The organism is Mesorhizobium argentiipisi (SeqCode) (assembly GCF_037179585.1).
Classification (GTDB): domain Bacteria; phylum Pseudomonadota; class Alphaproteobacteria; order Rhizobiales; family Rhizobiaceae; genus Mesorhizobium; species Mesorhizobium argentiipisi.
In genome coordinates this window covers 14,050-27,840 of sequence record NZ_JAPYKO010000002.1, presented here as the reverse complement: position 1 = coordinate 27,840, position 13,791 = coordinate 14,050, and the positions used below count along the sequence as shown (strand labels likewise).

Annotated in this window: 17 protein-coding genes, 1 tRNA gene and 1 pseudogene; 9 read left to right on the top strand and 10 right to left on the bottom strand. The window is 61.6% G+C overall.

The window, feature by feature from the left end:
- Nucleotides 1–61: 61 nt before the first annotated feature.
- From O7A05_RS03085 to O7A05_RS03075, 3 genes and pseudogenes are all read left to right on the top strand, one after another.
- Complete coding sequence (locus O7A05_RS03085; RefSeq protein WP_337091481.1) at nucleotides 62–451, top strand: Mth938-like domain-containing protein; 390 nt, start codon at nucleotides 62–64, stop codon at nucleotides 449–451.
- Nucleotides 452–1,315 carry a phytoene/squalene synthase family protein gene (locus O7A05_RS03080; protein ID WP_337091480.1) on the top strand — a complete coding sequence of 288 codons (864 nt, stop codon included), beginning with the start codon at nucleotides 452–454 and terminating at the stop codon, nucleotides 1,313–1,315.
- A 36-nt stretch (nucleotides 1,316–1,351) separates the two neighbouring features.
- Nucleotides 1,352–1,510 (top strand): annotated as a pseudogene (locus O7A05_RS03075) (sterol desaturase family protein); the annotation flags it as partial.
- Between the two features lie 10 nt (nucleotides 1,511–1,520).
- On the opposite strand, the gene O7A05_RS03070 reads toward O7A05_RS03075, so the two are convergent.
- The 4 genes from O7A05_RS03070 to O7A05_RS03055 all read right to left on the bottom strand — a co-directional run bounded on the left by O7A05_RS03070 (nucleotide 1,521) and on the right by O7A05_RS03055 (nucleotide 4,226).
- Nucleotides 1,521–2,039, bottom strand: coding sequence for a hypothetical protein (locus O7A05_RS03070; protein WP_337091479.1), 519 nt, complete (start codon nucleotides 2,037–2,039; stop codon nucleotides 1,521–1,523).
- Between the two features lie 2 nt (nucleotides 2,040–2,041).
- Nucleotides 2,042–3,451 carry a methylenetetrahydrofolate--tRNA-(uracil(54)-C(5))-methyltransferase (FADH(2)-oxidizing) TrmFO gene (trmFO, locus tag O7A05_RS03065; protein WP_337091478.1) on the bottom strand — a complete coding sequence of 470 codons (1,410 nt, stop codon included), beginning with the start codon at nucleotides 3,449–3,451 and terminating at the stop codon, nucleotides 2,042–2,044.
- 443 nt (nucleotides 3,452–3,894) lie between these two features.
- Complete coding sequence (locus O7A05_RS03060) at nucleotides 3,895–4,035, bottom strand: DUF1127 domain-containing protein (protein WP_071031998.1); 141 nt, start codon at nucleotides 4,033–4,035, stop codon at nucleotides 3,895–3,897.
- A 50-nt stretch (nucleotides 4,036–4,085) separates the two neighbouring features.
- A complete protein-coding gene (locus O7A05_RS03055) occupies nucleotides 4,086–4,226 on the bottom strand; it encodes a DUF1127 domain-containing protein (RefSeq protein ID WP_006335194.1) in 141 nt (46 codons plus the stop codon).
- 234 nt (nucleotides 4,227–4,460) lie between these two features.
- Between O7A05_RS03055 and O7A05_RS03050 the strand changes: the two genes are divergently transcribed.
- Nucleotides 4,461–5,579 (top strand): DUF2157 domain-containing protein, encoded by a 1,119-nt coding sequence (locus O7A05_RS03050; protein ID WP_337091477.1) that lies wholly within the window; start codon nucleotides 4,461–4,463, stop codon nucleotides 5,577–5,579.
- Complete coding sequence (locus tag O7A05_RS03045) at nucleotides 5,576–6,157, top strand: GDYXXLXY domain-containing protein (protein WP_337091476.1); 582 nt, start codon at nucleotides 5,576–5,578, stop codon at nucleotides 6,155–6,157. Before O7A05_RS03050 ends, O7A05_RS03045 begins: the two co-directional genes overlap by 4 nt.
- 52 nt (nucleotides 6,158–6,209) lie before the next feature.
- On the opposite strand, the gene O7A05_RS03040 is transcribed toward O7A05_RS03045, so the two are convergent.
- Together O7A05_RS03040 and O7A05_RS03035 are read right to left on the bottom strand one after the other, a co-directional pair.
- Nucleotides 6,210–7,142: a COG3904 family protein gene (locus tag O7A05_RS03040; protein ID WP_337091475.1), complete on the bottom strand. Its 933-nt coding sequence runs from the start codon at nucleotides 7,140–7,142 to the stop codon at nucleotides 6,210–6,212.
- Between the two features lie 319 nt (nucleotides 7,143–7,461).
- Nucleotides 7,462–7,546 (bottom strand) — tRNA-Leu (locus tag O7A05_RS03035).
- Nucleotides 7,547–7,992: 446 nt separating this feature from the next.
- Here O7A05_RS03035 and tig point away from each other — a divergent pair.
- From tig to O7A05_RS03020, 3 genes are all read left to right on the top strand, one after another.
- Nucleotides 7,993–9,492: a trigger factor gene (tig, locus tag O7A05_RS03030; RefSeq protein WP_337091474.1), complete on the top strand. Its 1,500-nt coding sequence runs from the start codon at nucleotides 7,993–7,995 to the stop codon at nucleotides 9,490–9,492.
- A 176-nt stretch (nucleotides 9,493–9,668) separates the two neighbouring features.
- Complete coding sequence (locus O7A05_RS03025) at nucleotides 9,669–10,196, top strand: hypothetical protein (protein ID WP_337091473.1); 528 nt, start codon at nucleotides 9,669–9,671, stop codon at nucleotides 10,194–10,196.
- A gap of 221 nt (nucleotides 10,197–10,417) precedes the next feature.
- Complete coding sequence (locus O7A05_RS03020; RefSeq protein WP_337091472.1) at nucleotides 10,418–10,798, top strand: c-type cytochrome; 381 nt, start codon at nucleotides 10,418–10,420, stop codon at nucleotides 10,796–10,798.
- 90 nt (nucleotides 10,799–10,888) lie between these two features.
- Here the strand turns inward: O7A05_RS03020 and O7A05_RS03015 are convergent, their stop codons facing one another.
- The gene (locus tag O7A05_RS03015) at nucleotides 10,889–11,041 is read right to left on the bottom strand and encodes a hypothetical protein (protein ID WP_337091471.1); all 153 of its coding nucleotides are present in this window, start codon (nucleotides 11,039–11,041) and stop codon (nucleotides 10,889–10,891) included.
- A gap of 146 nt (nucleotides 11,042–11,187) precedes the next feature.
- On the opposite strand from O7A05_RS03015, the gene O7A05_RS03010 reads away from it, so the two are divergent.
- On the top strand, nucleotides 11,188–12,021 hold the full coding sequence (locus tag O7A05_RS03010) for a DUF2189 domain-containing protein (RefSeq protein ID WP_337091961.1): 834 nt from the start codon (nucleotides 11,188–11,190) through the stop codon (nucleotides 12,019–12,021).
- 24 nt (nucleotides 12,022–12,045) lie between these two features.
- On the opposite strand, the gene O7A05_RS03005 is transcribed toward O7A05_RS03010, so the two are convergent.
- The 3 genes from O7A05_RS03005 to O7A05_RS02995 all read right to left on the bottom strand — a co-directional run bounded on the left by O7A05_RS03005 (nucleotide 12,046) and on the right by O7A05_RS02995 (nucleotide 13,784).
- Nucleotides 12,046–12,519 (bottom strand): aminoacyl-tRNA deacylase, encoded by a 474-nt coding sequence (locus O7A05_RS03005; RefSeq protein WP_337091470.1) that lies wholly within the window; start codon nucleotides 12,517–12,519, stop codon nucleotides 12,046–12,048.
- Between the two features lie 129 nt (nucleotides 12,520–12,648).
- Nucleotides 12,649–13,038, bottom strand: a complete 390-nt coding sequence (locus tag O7A05_RS03000; RefSeq protein WP_337091469.1) for a cytochrome C oxidase subunit IV family protein — start codon at nucleotides 13,036–13,038, stop codon at nucleotides 12,649–12,651.
- A gap of 26 nt (nucleotides 13,039–13,064) precedes the next feature.
- Nucleotides 13,065–13,784 carry a heme-copper oxidase subunit III family protein gene (locus O7A05_RS02995; RefSeq protein ID WP_224511310.1) on the bottom strand — a complete coding sequence of 240 codons (720 nt, stop codon included), beginning with the start codon at nucleotides 13,782–13,784 and terminating at the stop codon, nucleotides 13,065–13,067.
- Nucleotides 13,785–13,791: the final 7 nt, after the last annotated feature.

The window sequence follows — 13,791 nt, the reverse complement described above, 5'->3', positions numbered from 1 at the left end:
AGATAGAGCATGATGTCGTTCGAAAGCCGCTCCACACTTTTCGGCATCATGCTCTAGACCCATGGCCAAAGGCATCATCATCCGCGAGGCGCATTTCCCGGGCAAGGCGCCGATCGAGGCCTATGGCAATGGCGGCTTCCGCTTTGCCGACATGTCGCATCGCGGATCGCTGCTCGTCCTGCCGTCGGGCATCCATGGCTGGGAGCCCGCCGATCCGCTGGCGTTGAAGGCCGCGGATTTCGACAAGCTGTTCGCCGAGGCCGGCAATGTCGAGATCCTGCTGGTCGGCATGGGCAAGGATTTGCGGCCGCTGCCGGCGCCTTTGCGCGTCGCGCTCAACGAGGCCGGCATCTCGGCCGACCCGATGTCTACCGGAGCGGCCGTACGGACCTACAATGTGCTGCTCGCCGAAGACCGCGCCGTGGCAGCGGCCCTGATCGCCGTCGATTGAATGGCCGGCGTTTCCAGCATCGCGACGGGCGACATCGTTCTGGATGCGGTGCGCGCCGCCGACCATGACAGGTACCTGTCGGCGCTCTACGCGCCGGCCGACAAGCGCGATGCGCTGCTTGCGCTCTACGCCTTCAACGCCGAAATCGCGGGCGTGCGCGATCGCATTCACGAGCCGCTGCCTGGCGAGGTCAGGCTGCAATGGTGGCGCGACGTCATCGCGGCCGAAGGGGATGCCGAGACAGGCCACCCGACCGCCGATGCGCTACGCGCGACGATCGCCGCCCATCATCTGCCGAAGGCTGCCTTCGAGAACATGCTCGAGGCACGGATATTCGATCTCTATGACGACCCGATGCCGTCGCGGACCGACCTCGAGGGCTATTGCGGCGAAACCGCCGCGGCGCTGATCCAGCTTGCGGCGATGGTGCTCGATCCGGCGGCGGCACCCAGCTTTGCCGATCTGGCGGGCAGGGCCGGCTGCGCGCAGGCCATCGCCGGCCTGCTGCTTCTGCTGCCATCCCATCGTCGGCGCGGCCAGTGCTTTGTGCCCGCCGACATACTGGCGGCAGCCGGCACGACGCCGGAAGAGTTCGTCAAAGGCGAGGGCGGGGCTGCGGCGGAGCGCGCGGTGGCAGCAATGATCGCGCTGGCGCGGGAGCATCTCAACGCCTTCGAGCAAGGTGCGCCAGCGCTTCCCGTTTCGTTGCGCCCGGCCTTCCTGCCACTGGCGCTGACTCGCGCCTATCTCGACAAGATGGAGAAGGCGGGCAGGTCGCCGCTTGGTGGGACAGCGACGCTCTCCACCTTGCGCCGGCACTGGCTGCTCTTGCGTCACGCGATGCGGGGCTGGACGCCCCTTTGACGTAAACGTCAATCATGCTAGGGATTCCGTTGCGCGCTTGGTCAGCGCGTCAACTATGTTATCCAACCGCCAGGCTGGAGCCATGACGGTTCGCGCGACACGTCCGAGACGCTGAAGGCGGCTTATGTACGAAGGAATCCGGAAGAGGCGGGAAAGCCGGGATTGCCGGGCGCGAGGGCGGCGGCGGCGGAATAGTTGGAAATCACTAGCTGATGCGCTGACCGGAGCCGAGATAGCGCCCTGATTCACCGCCCATCGCATCGGTGAAATTGGCCTCCAATTCAACCTGCGCGTCGACGACCGCCGGTGTCTCTGAGGGCGGAGGTTCGGATCTGAAGCTGGCGCACACATACAGACCGCGGGGGTGCGACGGGTCCAGCCGGGCTTGAATTGTCCAATACGAAGAGAGCGAATAAAGCGTCTTCATGAAATCGACCAGGATCTGATCGGTGTAGGGGCCTGGGATGCGCTTTAAGGCAATAATCCTCTTCAGGCTCCGGTCCCGGTTCTTGATGTAGCGTTCGTTGTCGTACAGCCAGCCTTTGCCGCCATGTGGCTGGCCGATCAGCGCTTCGAGCGCTGGGATATGAACCTCGCGCAATTTTTGGAGGCTCTTGCAGCGAATATAGACGCTCCAGACAATCTCGTAGCCACCCGCGAAGGGTTCTTCGCTTGCCGGCAAACCCGGCGGCAGGAGCTGAGGCAACTTGGAGACGGCAGCCACAGCTACTCGGCCGCCTCGGCCCGCGCCGGCAGCCCCAGCCATTGCCGGCAGTCGGCCAGAGCGCGCGAGGTGATGGCGTGGCGCTTGGCGACGGTCTTGTCCTTGCCGCGCAGGCGCTTGCCTTCGGCCTTAGGCGCTTCCACAGGCGGGAACAGGCCGAAATTGACGTTCATCGGCTGGAAGGATCGCTTGCCCGGCTCATCGTCCGAGACGATATGGCCGCCGGTGATGTGGTTGAGCAGCGCGCCGAAAGCTGTGGTCGAGGGCGGCAGCGACGGCGCCTCGCCGAGCCGTTCGGCCGCGGCGAAGCGGCCGGCGAGCAGGCCGATGGCGGCGCTTTCGACATAGCCTTCGCAGCCGGTGATCTGGCCGGCAAAGCGCAGACCGGGGCGCGATTTGAGCTGCAGCGAAGGATCGAGCAGCGTCGGCGAGTTGATGTAGGTGTTGCGGTGCAGACCGCCGAGACGCGCAAAGTCGGCATTTGCAAGCCCCGGAATGGTGCGGAAGATGCGCACCTGCTCGGCATGCTTCAGCTTGGTCTGGAAACCGACCATGTTGTAGAGCGTGCCCAGCGCATTGTCCTGGCGGAGCTGCACCACCGCATAGGCTTTGACCGTCGGATTGTGAACGTTGGTCAGCCCCATCGGCTTCATCGGCCCGTAGCGCAAAGTCTCAACGCCGCGCTCGGCCATCACCTCGATCGGCAGGCAGCCATCGAAATAGGGCGTGCCTTCCCATTGCTTGAACTCGGTTTTCTGGCCCTCCAGCAGCGCCGCCACGAAGGCGAGATACTGGTCCTTGTCCATCGGGCAGTTGATATAGTCCTTGCCGGTGCCGCCAGGCCCGACCTTGTCGTAGCGCGACTGGAACCAGGCGGTGTTCATGTCAATCGTGTCGAAATGCACGATCGGCGCGATGGCGTCGAAGAACGCAAGTGCATCGGCGCCGGTGGCCTCGGCGATCGACTGCGCCAGGGAAGGCGCGGTCAGCGGACCGGTGGCGATGATCGCCTGGTCCCAGTCCTCGGGCGGCAGTCCGGGCACTTCCTCGCGCTGGATGGTGATCAGCGGATGCGCCTCGATCTTCGCGGTAACTGCGTCGGAAAAGCCGTCGCGGTCGACGGCGAGCGCGCCGCCGGCCGGCACCTGGTTGGCGTCGCCCGCGCTCATGATCAGCGAGCCGGCAAGCCGCATTTCGGCGTGCAACAGGCCGACAGCGTTGTTTTCGGCGTCGTCGGAGCGGAAGGAGTTGGAGCAGACCAGCTCGGCCAGGCCGTCGGTCTTGTGCGCGTCGGTGCCGCGCACCGGGCGCATTTCATGCAGCACGACCGGAACGCCGGCCTCGGCGATCTGCCATGCGGCTTCGGAGCCGGCGAGGCCGCCGCCGATGACGTGTATGGGATTTTTGCTCATGAGCGCCGGAATAATCGCTTGGGGACGCGATTGCAATTGCCGGCCGAGAACGCAGGTGGCCGGTACCTGCGCCAGAAACAACAACACCCGCCGGGGGAGGAGGTCCGGCGGGTGTCGTTTTGGGGGTCGATCCTCGGGAGGAGGTGAAGATCGACCATATTCGTCATCGCCGGGGAGGAGGTCGGCTTTGACGAAATCTCTTTCGCCGTTTGAGGGCGAGAATTCTTTTTCGCCTTTGAGAAGGGGCGACACCTTCGAAGACGAACTACGTTCGCTGAAGACGAACTGCGTTCGCTGAAGACGAACTTCGTTCGCTTCTGAACAACGCCCGCCGGGGGAGGAGGACCGGCGGGCGCCGTTTCAGTGGTCAACCCTTGGGAGGAGGTAAGGGTTGACCGTATCCGTCAGGGTCGGGGAGGAGGTCGACCCTGGCGAAATCCTGGTTAGATCGCCTTGCGGGCGACCATCTTGATCTCGTCGCGAACGATGCCGAGATCGTGGAGCTGGCGGTTCGAAAGCCGACCCAGCTCAGCAACGGTGTCGCGATAGACGCGCCAGTTGCGATAGCTGCGGATCAGGTTCATTGTGTTACTCTCTTCAAAACTGGTTCGGACCATTTGCGGTCCGAAGCGGATTAGACCGCCTTGCGGGCGACGTAGTGGATGTCGCTGCGGCTGATGCCGAGGTCGGTCAGTTCACGGTTCGACAGGCGGCTCAGCTCGGAGACGGTGTCCCGGTAGCGGCGCCAGTTGCGGTAGTTGCGGATCAGGTTCATGGTAGTTCTCGTTTCGTCTTTGGTTCGGATCATTCCGTTTGTGTACGAACAGAAAATAGGTGGGATCATATCGGTTTAAAAGTGCCGTTGGCGCATGGCAGCAATGCAAATTGTGCAATGCAACATTAACGGCCATTCACGCCTGCGTCGCAAAGAAGGCCGAATCGGAAAGCGCCGCCGCGTCAACGGTTTGGCTGTCCGGGCTCAGGAAATGACCGGGCTTAGGGGGAAAGCATGGCGAGCTATTCGGCACGGGTAAGGGTGGATATCGCCCGCTGGCGGGAGAGAGGACTGATTGATCCTGCCACGGCGGAGGCATTGACGCGCGACGTCGCCGCCAACGAGCGCGCATCACTGAGTTTCGGCTCAATCCTGGCAATGATGGCGGCACTTCTGTTCGGCGCAGCGATCCTGATTTTCGTTGCCGCCAACTGGGAGGCCATCCCGCGCCTCGTTCGCGTGGCGGCCCTGTTTGCCGTCATCCTCGCCGGCTATGTCGGTGGCGCGGTGCTGAAGACGCGCGACCATGCAGCGATCGGCGAGGCGCTGTGGATCGTTGCAGCCGCCGCCTTCGGCGGATCGATCGCGCTGATCGGCCAGATGTATCATCTTTCGGGCGACGAGGCCTCGGCGCTTGTGACATGGTGCGCCGGCACGGCGTTGGCGGCAGTAGCGCTGCGCTCGAACCCACTGACCGTGGCTGCGGTCGGCATTGCCGATGCCTGGCTGGTCCTCAAGGGGTTCGGCTTCTATTGGCGCGCGGAAATTCCGCATCTCTTCATTGTCATGGCGATCGTCCTGTTCGCCATTTCGTTCTGGACACGCAGCCGGGCAGCGCGCCACCTCATCATTCTGTCGGTCATTCTCTATCTGGTTTTGTTGGCGACGGATCACGACACACTGCCGGTGGCCGTGTCGCTGGCCATCGCGTCAGCGCTGCTCTTTGCCGCTGCGATCTTTGCCGGCGGTCCGCTCGACAGGATCCTTCAACTGGGCGGCCGGCTGCCCGTGCACGCCTTGCTCGGCTTCCTCACCGGCATGGCGATCATCCAGTTCGAACTGGCTGATGAAAGCACCTACAACAGCGGTTTCGCCGTCGCCTCGATCGTAGCGCTTGCCGGTATCGTCGGGGCGATCATGCTGGCGGGCCGCGAGAGCAGGGGGCTGCGCTGGCTGGCCTATGCCGGCTTCGCCTTCGAACTCGCCATTATCTATAGCGTCACCTTGCGGTCGATGCTGGATACGGCCGGCTTCTTCCTGGCGGCTGCCGTGCTGCTCGGCATACTGGCGCTGATCATCATCCGCATCGAGAAGCGCATGAGAGCGCCCGCCGAGACAGGAGCAGCGGCATGACCGGCAAGAAACTCATCATCTCGGCGCTGGTGCTGGCGCTCGTCCAGATCGGCTTCCTCAGCTGGATCATCGCCGGCCGGGCCGCGATCCTGCGCAACGGCAAGGAAGTGCTCCTGAAAGTCCAACCCGTCGATCCACGCGATCTCCTGCGCGGCGACTATATCTCGCTCAACAACAACATTTCACGCATCCCGGTGAAGCTGATCGCCAATGTCCCGCAGAGCAAGTTCTCCAGCGACGACACATCGATCGTGGTCCGGCTGAAAAAGGGCGCCGACGGTTATTGGCAGCCAGCCGCGGCGTGGTTCGGCCAGGCGCCGGCGCCTGCCGGCCCGGACGAAGCCGACATTGGCGGACGCGTCGCGGAGGGCTGGGACCTTCGTGATCCGGAAGCGACAATCGCGCCCGACTACGGGATCGACCGCTTCTATCTGCCGGAAGGCGAAGGAATGGCTATCCAGGACGACATGCGCGTGCGGCCGTTCGGCATCAAGCTCGCGCTCGCGTCCGACGGCACGGCACAGATCAAGGCGCTGATGGACGGCGACAAGACGCTGTTCGAGGAGCCGCTTTATTAGAGTGTGAGTGTATAGGGCTTGAGGTCAGTGTCCGCGCTAACGCGGATCCCGGTTATCGCTGGACACTCCCTGTCTCTGCGATAATTTTGGGATAGGGACCGATCGAAATCGTATAGCTAAAGTTTGCTACGCCTTTTTCCTGCTTGTGTTTCGAGGGGCTGCGCACAACCCAGTCGTAGACGCCCGAGACCATGCAGCGATCCTTAGTGCAGGTGACCACGATGCTGTCATTGCGGACGCTATATCCGCGTTCAGGCCATCGCCGGTAATAGTTCCTCTTGTTGTCAATGATCGACCTCAAGTTCGTCAGCTTGCCATAATAATCGACCTTGGGAGCGTAGGACGCCTGAACTTGGGCAAGAGCGAAATCGTCGTTGTCGCCATGATGCTCGATGAGATCCCTGACGAAGGCGACCGCAATGCTTTCCGGCAGTTGGCTGGCGTCGGGTGCAGGAGCGGACACGGGCGCAGGATTTGGCCTCGTTAACACCTGTGAAATATCTGCCGGCGATTGGTTCGCCGCGGCATTGGTCACATGCAACTCAGCCATTTCGCTGGCCGATAGATATCTTATGTCATGCTTGCCATAGCTCGAAGCCAATTCTATCAGCTTGGGATCCACTCCCATCTCGACCACATAGGATGTGATTGCAGCCGTTCCGAGCTGGACGCGGGCCTTCGCTTCTTCGGTGGACATCCCGTCAGCCAGTTTGAGAAACGCCCGGTGAATGCCGATGGAACTTGGTTCGGCAACACGGTGGATGCCGCCCAGGAAGGCCAGCGAGCAGGCTGAAGCGCACTGCAATTGGCCAACCTGAAGCGTATCCAACCCTGCTGCGCGGATCATACGCCCCAACCGAATAGCACCGCCGACGTTGCCACCAGGGGAGTTGAATACAATCACCTTGGCCCCGCTGCTCGCAACCGCGCGGCTAAAGCCGTTCAAGGACTCATTGGGGCTAAACTCACCGGAGACAATGAGCATTGGCCGCTGACCCGGAAGAGAAGCCGGAGTGTACTCCAAAGCCTCAACCTGAGACGCTGCCGCCGCGAGAGCTGACCCAACCCCCAGAACTAGAGAAATCACGCGCACAATCTGACAGAGCCCCGACCCGCCGATTGCGAGTAAGAACCTGTTAAAGGGCTATTTCAAGTGCATCGGATGCACAAAGCGGGATGGTCTCCGAGAGCGTGAGAGCCTTGCTTGCGCGGCCAGGAGATGGCTGCGGTTCTTCTTCGCCAACTTGGGAGAGACCCATGTCCACTTATCTTCAGGGGGCCCCTGCCACCCGAAGAGCGAATGATGGTGCGGATGAAGGGACTCGAACCCCCACGCCTTTCGGCACTGGAACCTAAATCCAGGGCGTCTACCAATTCCGCCACATCCGCTTTCCCCGGCAATCCCATGTAGCCATCATTCTGTCAATGTCGGGGCTCAAGTCATGTTTACTCGGCTAAAAGCGCGTCATGTCGAAAACGGTTCAGGTGACGCGCCTCAGGCCTTGTCTTGATGCATGCCGTTTTCCCAAAAACGCTGCGCACTTTTGGGCGGCATGCATTGGAGCGAAGATAGTTGAAAATTAGCCTAGCCTGTGACAAAAGGCGTGTCGAATGTGACGGAACGTGAATTTCCGCTTCAGCAAGATGTGAAAAGTTATAGGAAAAACAAAAACTTATTCGCATCCGGCAAGGCGCAGTTCAGGAGAGTTTGAACCGCATCGGCGGTCAAATCGCCGGGTTCCGTACCAAAAGCCATTTCCGGCAAGATCATACCGGCAGGCTGTAAACGGCTAAAGCCGTTTGGCAGTCTCATTGGTGAAAACAAAGGTTCTAGGATGCAGGTCACCGAAACGCTCAACTCCGGTCTCAAGCGCGAGATCAAGATCACCGTGCCGGCCGGTGATATGGAAGCCAAGCTGATGGCGCGGCTGACCGATGCCCGCGACAAGGTGCGCATCAACGGCTTTCGCCCGGGCAAGGTGCCGGTGCAGCATCTGCGCAAGATGTACGGCAAGTCGTTCATGGCCGAGGTCGTCAACGAGATCCTCAACGACTCGACCCGTTCGATCATCTCGGGGCGCGGTGAAAAGGCCGCCATGCAGCCCGAAGTGATCATGACCGAGGACGAGAAGGAGGCCGAGAAGATCCTGGCCGGCGGCGCCGATTTCGAATTCAGTCTCAACTACGAGGTCATCCCGGCGATCGAGATCAAGGACTTCTCCGACATCAAGGTGACGCGTCAGGTCTACGATGTGCCGGAATCAGAAGTCGAGGACCAGGTCAAGCGCGTCGCCGAGTCGGCGCGCAGCTACGAGCCGAAGACCGGCAAGGCCGCCGAGGGCGACCGCGTGAGCATCGACTATGTCGGCAAGATCGACGGCGAGGCTTTCGCCGGCGGCTCCGGCACCGACCAGCCGCTGGTGCTCGGCTCCAAGGAGTTCATTCCGGGCTTCGAGGACCAGCTGATCGGCACGAAGGCCGGCGACGAGAAGCAGATCACCGTCACTTTCCCCGAAAACTACCAGGCGGCGCATCTGGCCGGCAAGGAAGCCACCTTCGACGTCACGGTCAAGGAAGTGTCGGCACCCGGCGAGCTCGAAGTCAATGACGAGACTGCCAAGAATCTCGGCCTGGAATCGCTCGAGCGCCTGCGCGAGATCGTGCGCGGCCAAATCGAGAACCAATTCGGCTCGATGACCCGCCAGAAGGTGAAGCGCCAGCTGCTCGACCAGCTTGACGCATCCTACTCCTTCGAGGCGCCCTCCAAGCTCGTCGAGGCCGAGTTCAACAACATCTGGGCTCAGGTCAACCGCGATCTCGAAGCCGCCGGCCGTACCTTCGCCGACGAAGAGACGACGGAAGAAGAGGCGCGCGCCGAATATATGCGCCTTGCCGAGCGCCGCGTGCGCCTTGGCTTGGTGCTGGCCGAGATCGGCGAGAAGGCCGGCCTCACCGTATCGGACGAGGAGCTGCAGCGCGGCCTGTTTGAGCAGGTGCGCCGCTTCCCGGCCAACCAGCAGCAGGAAGCCTTCGAGTACTACCGCAGCAACCCGGAAGCCATCAACGCGCTGCGCGCGCCGATTTTCGAGGAGAAGGTCGTCGACTATTTGCTCGGCCAGATTACGGTCAATGACGTCAAGGTCGGCAAGGACGAGCTGATGGCCGACGACGAGGAGGCCGAGACCGCGACCAAGGCGAAGCCGGCCAAGAAGGCCTCCTCGAAGAAGGCCGAAGCCAAGGCAAGTGAGGCAAAGGCCGACGAAGCCGCCACCGAGGCCGACGAGCCGAAGAAGAAGGCGGCGCCGAAGAAGAAGGCTGCCAAGGAAGCCGAGTAACAGGTTTCAACACCGCGATTTGGAAAGGCCGCCTCCGGGCGGCTTTTTCATTAGGAGCTACTTCATTGTGGCGGCGCGGCAACACCGACAACTAGTCTTGATCGTCCGCCGCTGGCGATACCAACCGTTGAACATTATCTGCGTTTCATCGCATTCGCGGGTGTTTGGAGGCATTGGTGAGGCTGGGGTTCATGATGAGAGACGTGGTCGCCGCCGCGGCGCTCTTGTTTGCCGCAGCAATCGGCGTCGCGCGGGCCGAGCCGGATCTCGGCAATTGGAGCGTCGGCGGCGGCGACAATGGCCAGATCACGGCATCGCTGCACGCCAGCAACAAGCTGATCACCGGGGGCGGGGCGCTAGGCTACAGCCCGGTGCTGACCTTGGCTTGCCGGCCAGATGGCGAACCGCGGTGGAGCGAGTGGCTCCAGCTCAATGACGCCGTCTCCGCCAGCCGCAAGATCACCATCTCCGTCATTGTCGATGGCGGCGGCAAAACCGATGAAAGCTGGTCGGTCGGCCCGCGCGGCAGAACGTTGGTCAGGGATGGAGACGACGGCATCAGGCGCCTGGCTTCGGCGAACCGGCTGACGCTGTCGTGGCGCTTCGGCCTGTTGTCGGGGCGCGGCGAGGCCGATTTCGAGCTCGCCGGTCTCTCCGAGGCGATCGGCCAGATCGCGGCGAGCTGCAAAACCGATCCGCCCTGATCGTCGCCGTTCAGAACAGGCCTGGACCGCTTGGCGCTTTTTGGGCAGCTAGTCCTCGGCGCACGGCCTAAGCCTTCGCAAACCGGCATTTTTTGCCCATTGGTTCGATTCTGTGGTATGTAGGTGCCGCAGTTCCACTGAAGAGACACGGACGCCCATCATGCAGGGTACGCCAGCGTGGCGCGGGTCGTCCGACTAAACGACGATCGGGAGGAAGTGCCATGCGCGCAACAGCGCTTTTCATCGTCTTGTCCGCTACGACCTTCTTTGCAAGCCCGTCGCAGGCACAGGACGCTGCCGCAGGCGAGAAGGTCTTCACCAAGTGCAAGGTTTGCCACATTGCCGACCAGGACCAGAATAAGGTCGGCCCGTCTCTGCACGGCGTCATCGGGCGCACCGCAGGCACGCATCCCGGTTTCACCTATTCCACGGCCATGATCGAGGCCGGAAAATCCGGCATCAAATGGGACGAGCCTACGCTGACAAAATATCTTCACGACCCCAAGGCGATGGTCAAAGGGACGAAGATGGCGTTTCCAGGCCTCAAGAGCGATCAGGACATAGCCAACGTCATCGCCTACCTGAAGCAGTTTTCCAAGTAAGCAGCCCTTTCCGGCCCGGTCGGTGGTCGCCGGCTTCGCTCGACCGAAGGCGGCCGGCAATTGCGCTGCTGAAATGTTGCGCCCGCGCCGTCAAGCCGGCAGCGCAAAGAATCCCAACACCAACAGAATAATTATGCCAAGGCCGAGTATGAGAAGCGTCCGCGTGTCCATGGCGTTCACCTTCGCATCTTGAGGATACCGAAAAAGCAGCCCTGGAGCCAGCACGCTGATGCGGCTGACCATTAGCCGGCGCTATCCAGAGGGGACAAATCGGGCGCAAAGGAGTATATTGCTCCCAGATGCAGGTCGCGGTTTGCGTGGCCAGCCATGCAAAGCGGTAGCACCGCGAAATCCGCGACCTTGCCGGACTTGGTCTGGAGGGATTGGTCATGGCAAGCTTTCACGTGATTGCGGGGGCCAGCGAGACGCTGGAGCACACCAGAGTTAGAAAGGTCAGCATTTCCGACCTTTTCGATGCGCTCAGGCGCGGTATCGACGACTTCATGGTCAAACCCTCGCACATCGTCTTTTTGTGCATGATCTATCCGCTCGTCGGCGTGGTGCTTGCCACCTGGACATCGGGAGCGAACGCGCTGCCGCTGCTGTTTCCGCTGGTGTCCGGCTTTGCGCTGATCGGTCCGTTCGCGGCGATCGGTCTCTACGAGATCAGCCGCAGACGGGAAGCCGGGCTCGATGCATCCTGGAGCCATGCCTTCGAGGTCAGGAACTCCCCGGCACTGCCGGCCATCGCCGCGGTCGGGATCATGCTGTTTGCGATCTTCATCGTGTGGCTTCTGACCGCCAAGCTCTTCTACAAGTACCTGTTCGGTCCCGAGCCTCCGACATCGCTGTCCAGCTTCATAGCAGAGATATTCGCCACCGGGCGCGGCTGGACTTTGATCGTGCTGGGTCACGCCATCGGGTTCCTATTTGCCGTGGTCGTGTTGTGCACCACCGTGGTCGCGTTCCCGCTGCTGCTTGATCGCGATGTCGGCGCCTATGAAGCCATCCACACTTCGGTGCGCGTGGTCCTGGCCAACCCCATTGTGATGGCCGTCTGGGGACTTATCGTCGCCGTTGGGCTGATTATCGGATCTTTGCCTATTTTTGCAGGACTGGCGGTCGTGCTGCCGATCCTCGGCCACTCCACCTGGCATGTTTACCGCAAGGCCGTAGAGCCGGCGGCTACCCCAGACCGTCGAAGTAATCCGCCCCTGTCGTGACGCAGCGGCGGGAGTGTCAGTGCGTCAGAAGGCCGGATAGCTGAACCGCGCCTGGCGCGCGTCCGTCGTCAGGCTGTGGAAATCCTTACCGCTGACATGCACAAGCGTCTTGTGGTCGCCACCCTCGAAATAGATATCGGCGGCATCGCGCAGGCTTTCGTCCAGAATGACCGGCACATCATAAGCCGCGCCGATCGGCGGTATGGCGCCGATGTCGCAATCGTCAAAGAGCGAAACCACCTCGTCTTCGGAAGCGAGGCCGAGGCGTTTGTCCATGACGTCCTGCAGCTTGCCGAGTTCGATCCTGTGGGTGCTTGGGACTACGGCCAGTGCATAACCGAGTTCGTGATGCACGACCACGGATTTCGCCATGATGCTGCCGGGCACGTGCGCGGCAATGGCGGCCTGCCTGCTGGTGGCAGTTCGATGATGCCCGACGGTATCGTAGGGGATGCCCTTGCCGTCGATAAAGTCTCTCAGTTTGTTTGCTATCGTCATTGTTCGCGTCCTTTGCTTGAGTTCACGGCGCGTACGCCAAACCAATAAATGGGCCGGCGGCCTGTTGTTCAAGGCATCGGCGCCGGCCTTCCCCGGCTGCTCATGCTGCAGCTGGACCCTTATCGGGTGTCAGGGGCCAGGCCCGAAAAACGCGATACGGGTCAGCAGCGTATAGTCGGCCTCGAGGACCATCATCATTACGAAAACCAGCACCAATATCGGCGGCAGGATGATTGCATACATCATCGCCAGCCGCTCCCAGGCCATGTGCATGAAGACGGCGACGATCAGTCCTGCCTTGAGCATCATGAAGATCAGGATCAGCGACCATCTGAGGTAGCCGTGGAGGCCGAAATAGTCGACCAGATAAGAGCAGGTGCTGAGAATGAACAGCCACGCCCAGACCACCAGATAAAGCTTGATCGGGTGCTCCTGATGCGTCTCCGCCTTGGCGACGATCGCTGCGTCATGGGGATGCAGCGCGTGTTGTCCGAGACCGTTTGCGGTTGCTTCAGCCATGTCTGCCTCTCAACAAGCCTGCCTTCTCACCAAAGATAGAAGAAGGCGAAAATGAACACCCAGACCAGGTCGACGAAGTGCCAGTAGAGTCCCATGATCTCGACATTCTCGTAGCGGCCGCGGCGACTGGTGAAAAAACCGGGCCGCCCGACGTCGAAATCGCCGCGCCAGACTTTTCGCGCCACGATGATCAGGAAGATGACCCCAATCGTGACGTGTGTGCCGTGGAAGCCGGTAATCATGAAAAAGCATGAGCCGAATTGCGCGGCTCCCCAGGGGTTGCCCCAGGGCCGGACCCCCTCGGTGATCAGCTTGGTCCATTCGAAGGCCTGCATGCCGACGAAGGTCGCGCCGAGCGCGGCGGTCAAAAGCATCAGGATCGCGGTTTTGCGACGATCGCGGCGATAGCCGAAATTGACCGCCATGGCCATGGTTCCGCTGCTCGAGATGAGAACGAATGTCATGATGGCGATCAGGATCAGCGGGATCTCCGAGCCGCCGATGCGCAAGGCGAAGACCTCGCTTGGATTCGGCCACGGCACGCGCGTGGAGATCCGCGCCGTCATATAGGAAAGCAGGAAGCAACCGAAAATGAAGGTGTCGCTGAGCAGGAAGATCCACATCATGGCCTTGCCCCAGGACACGTTCTTGAACGCGCGCTGATCCGAGGCCCAATCGGCAGCGATCCCACGCCAGCCTGGGGGACGATCCAACTGGCTGGTATGCGTCAGTGTGGTCTCGGCCATCAGCAGT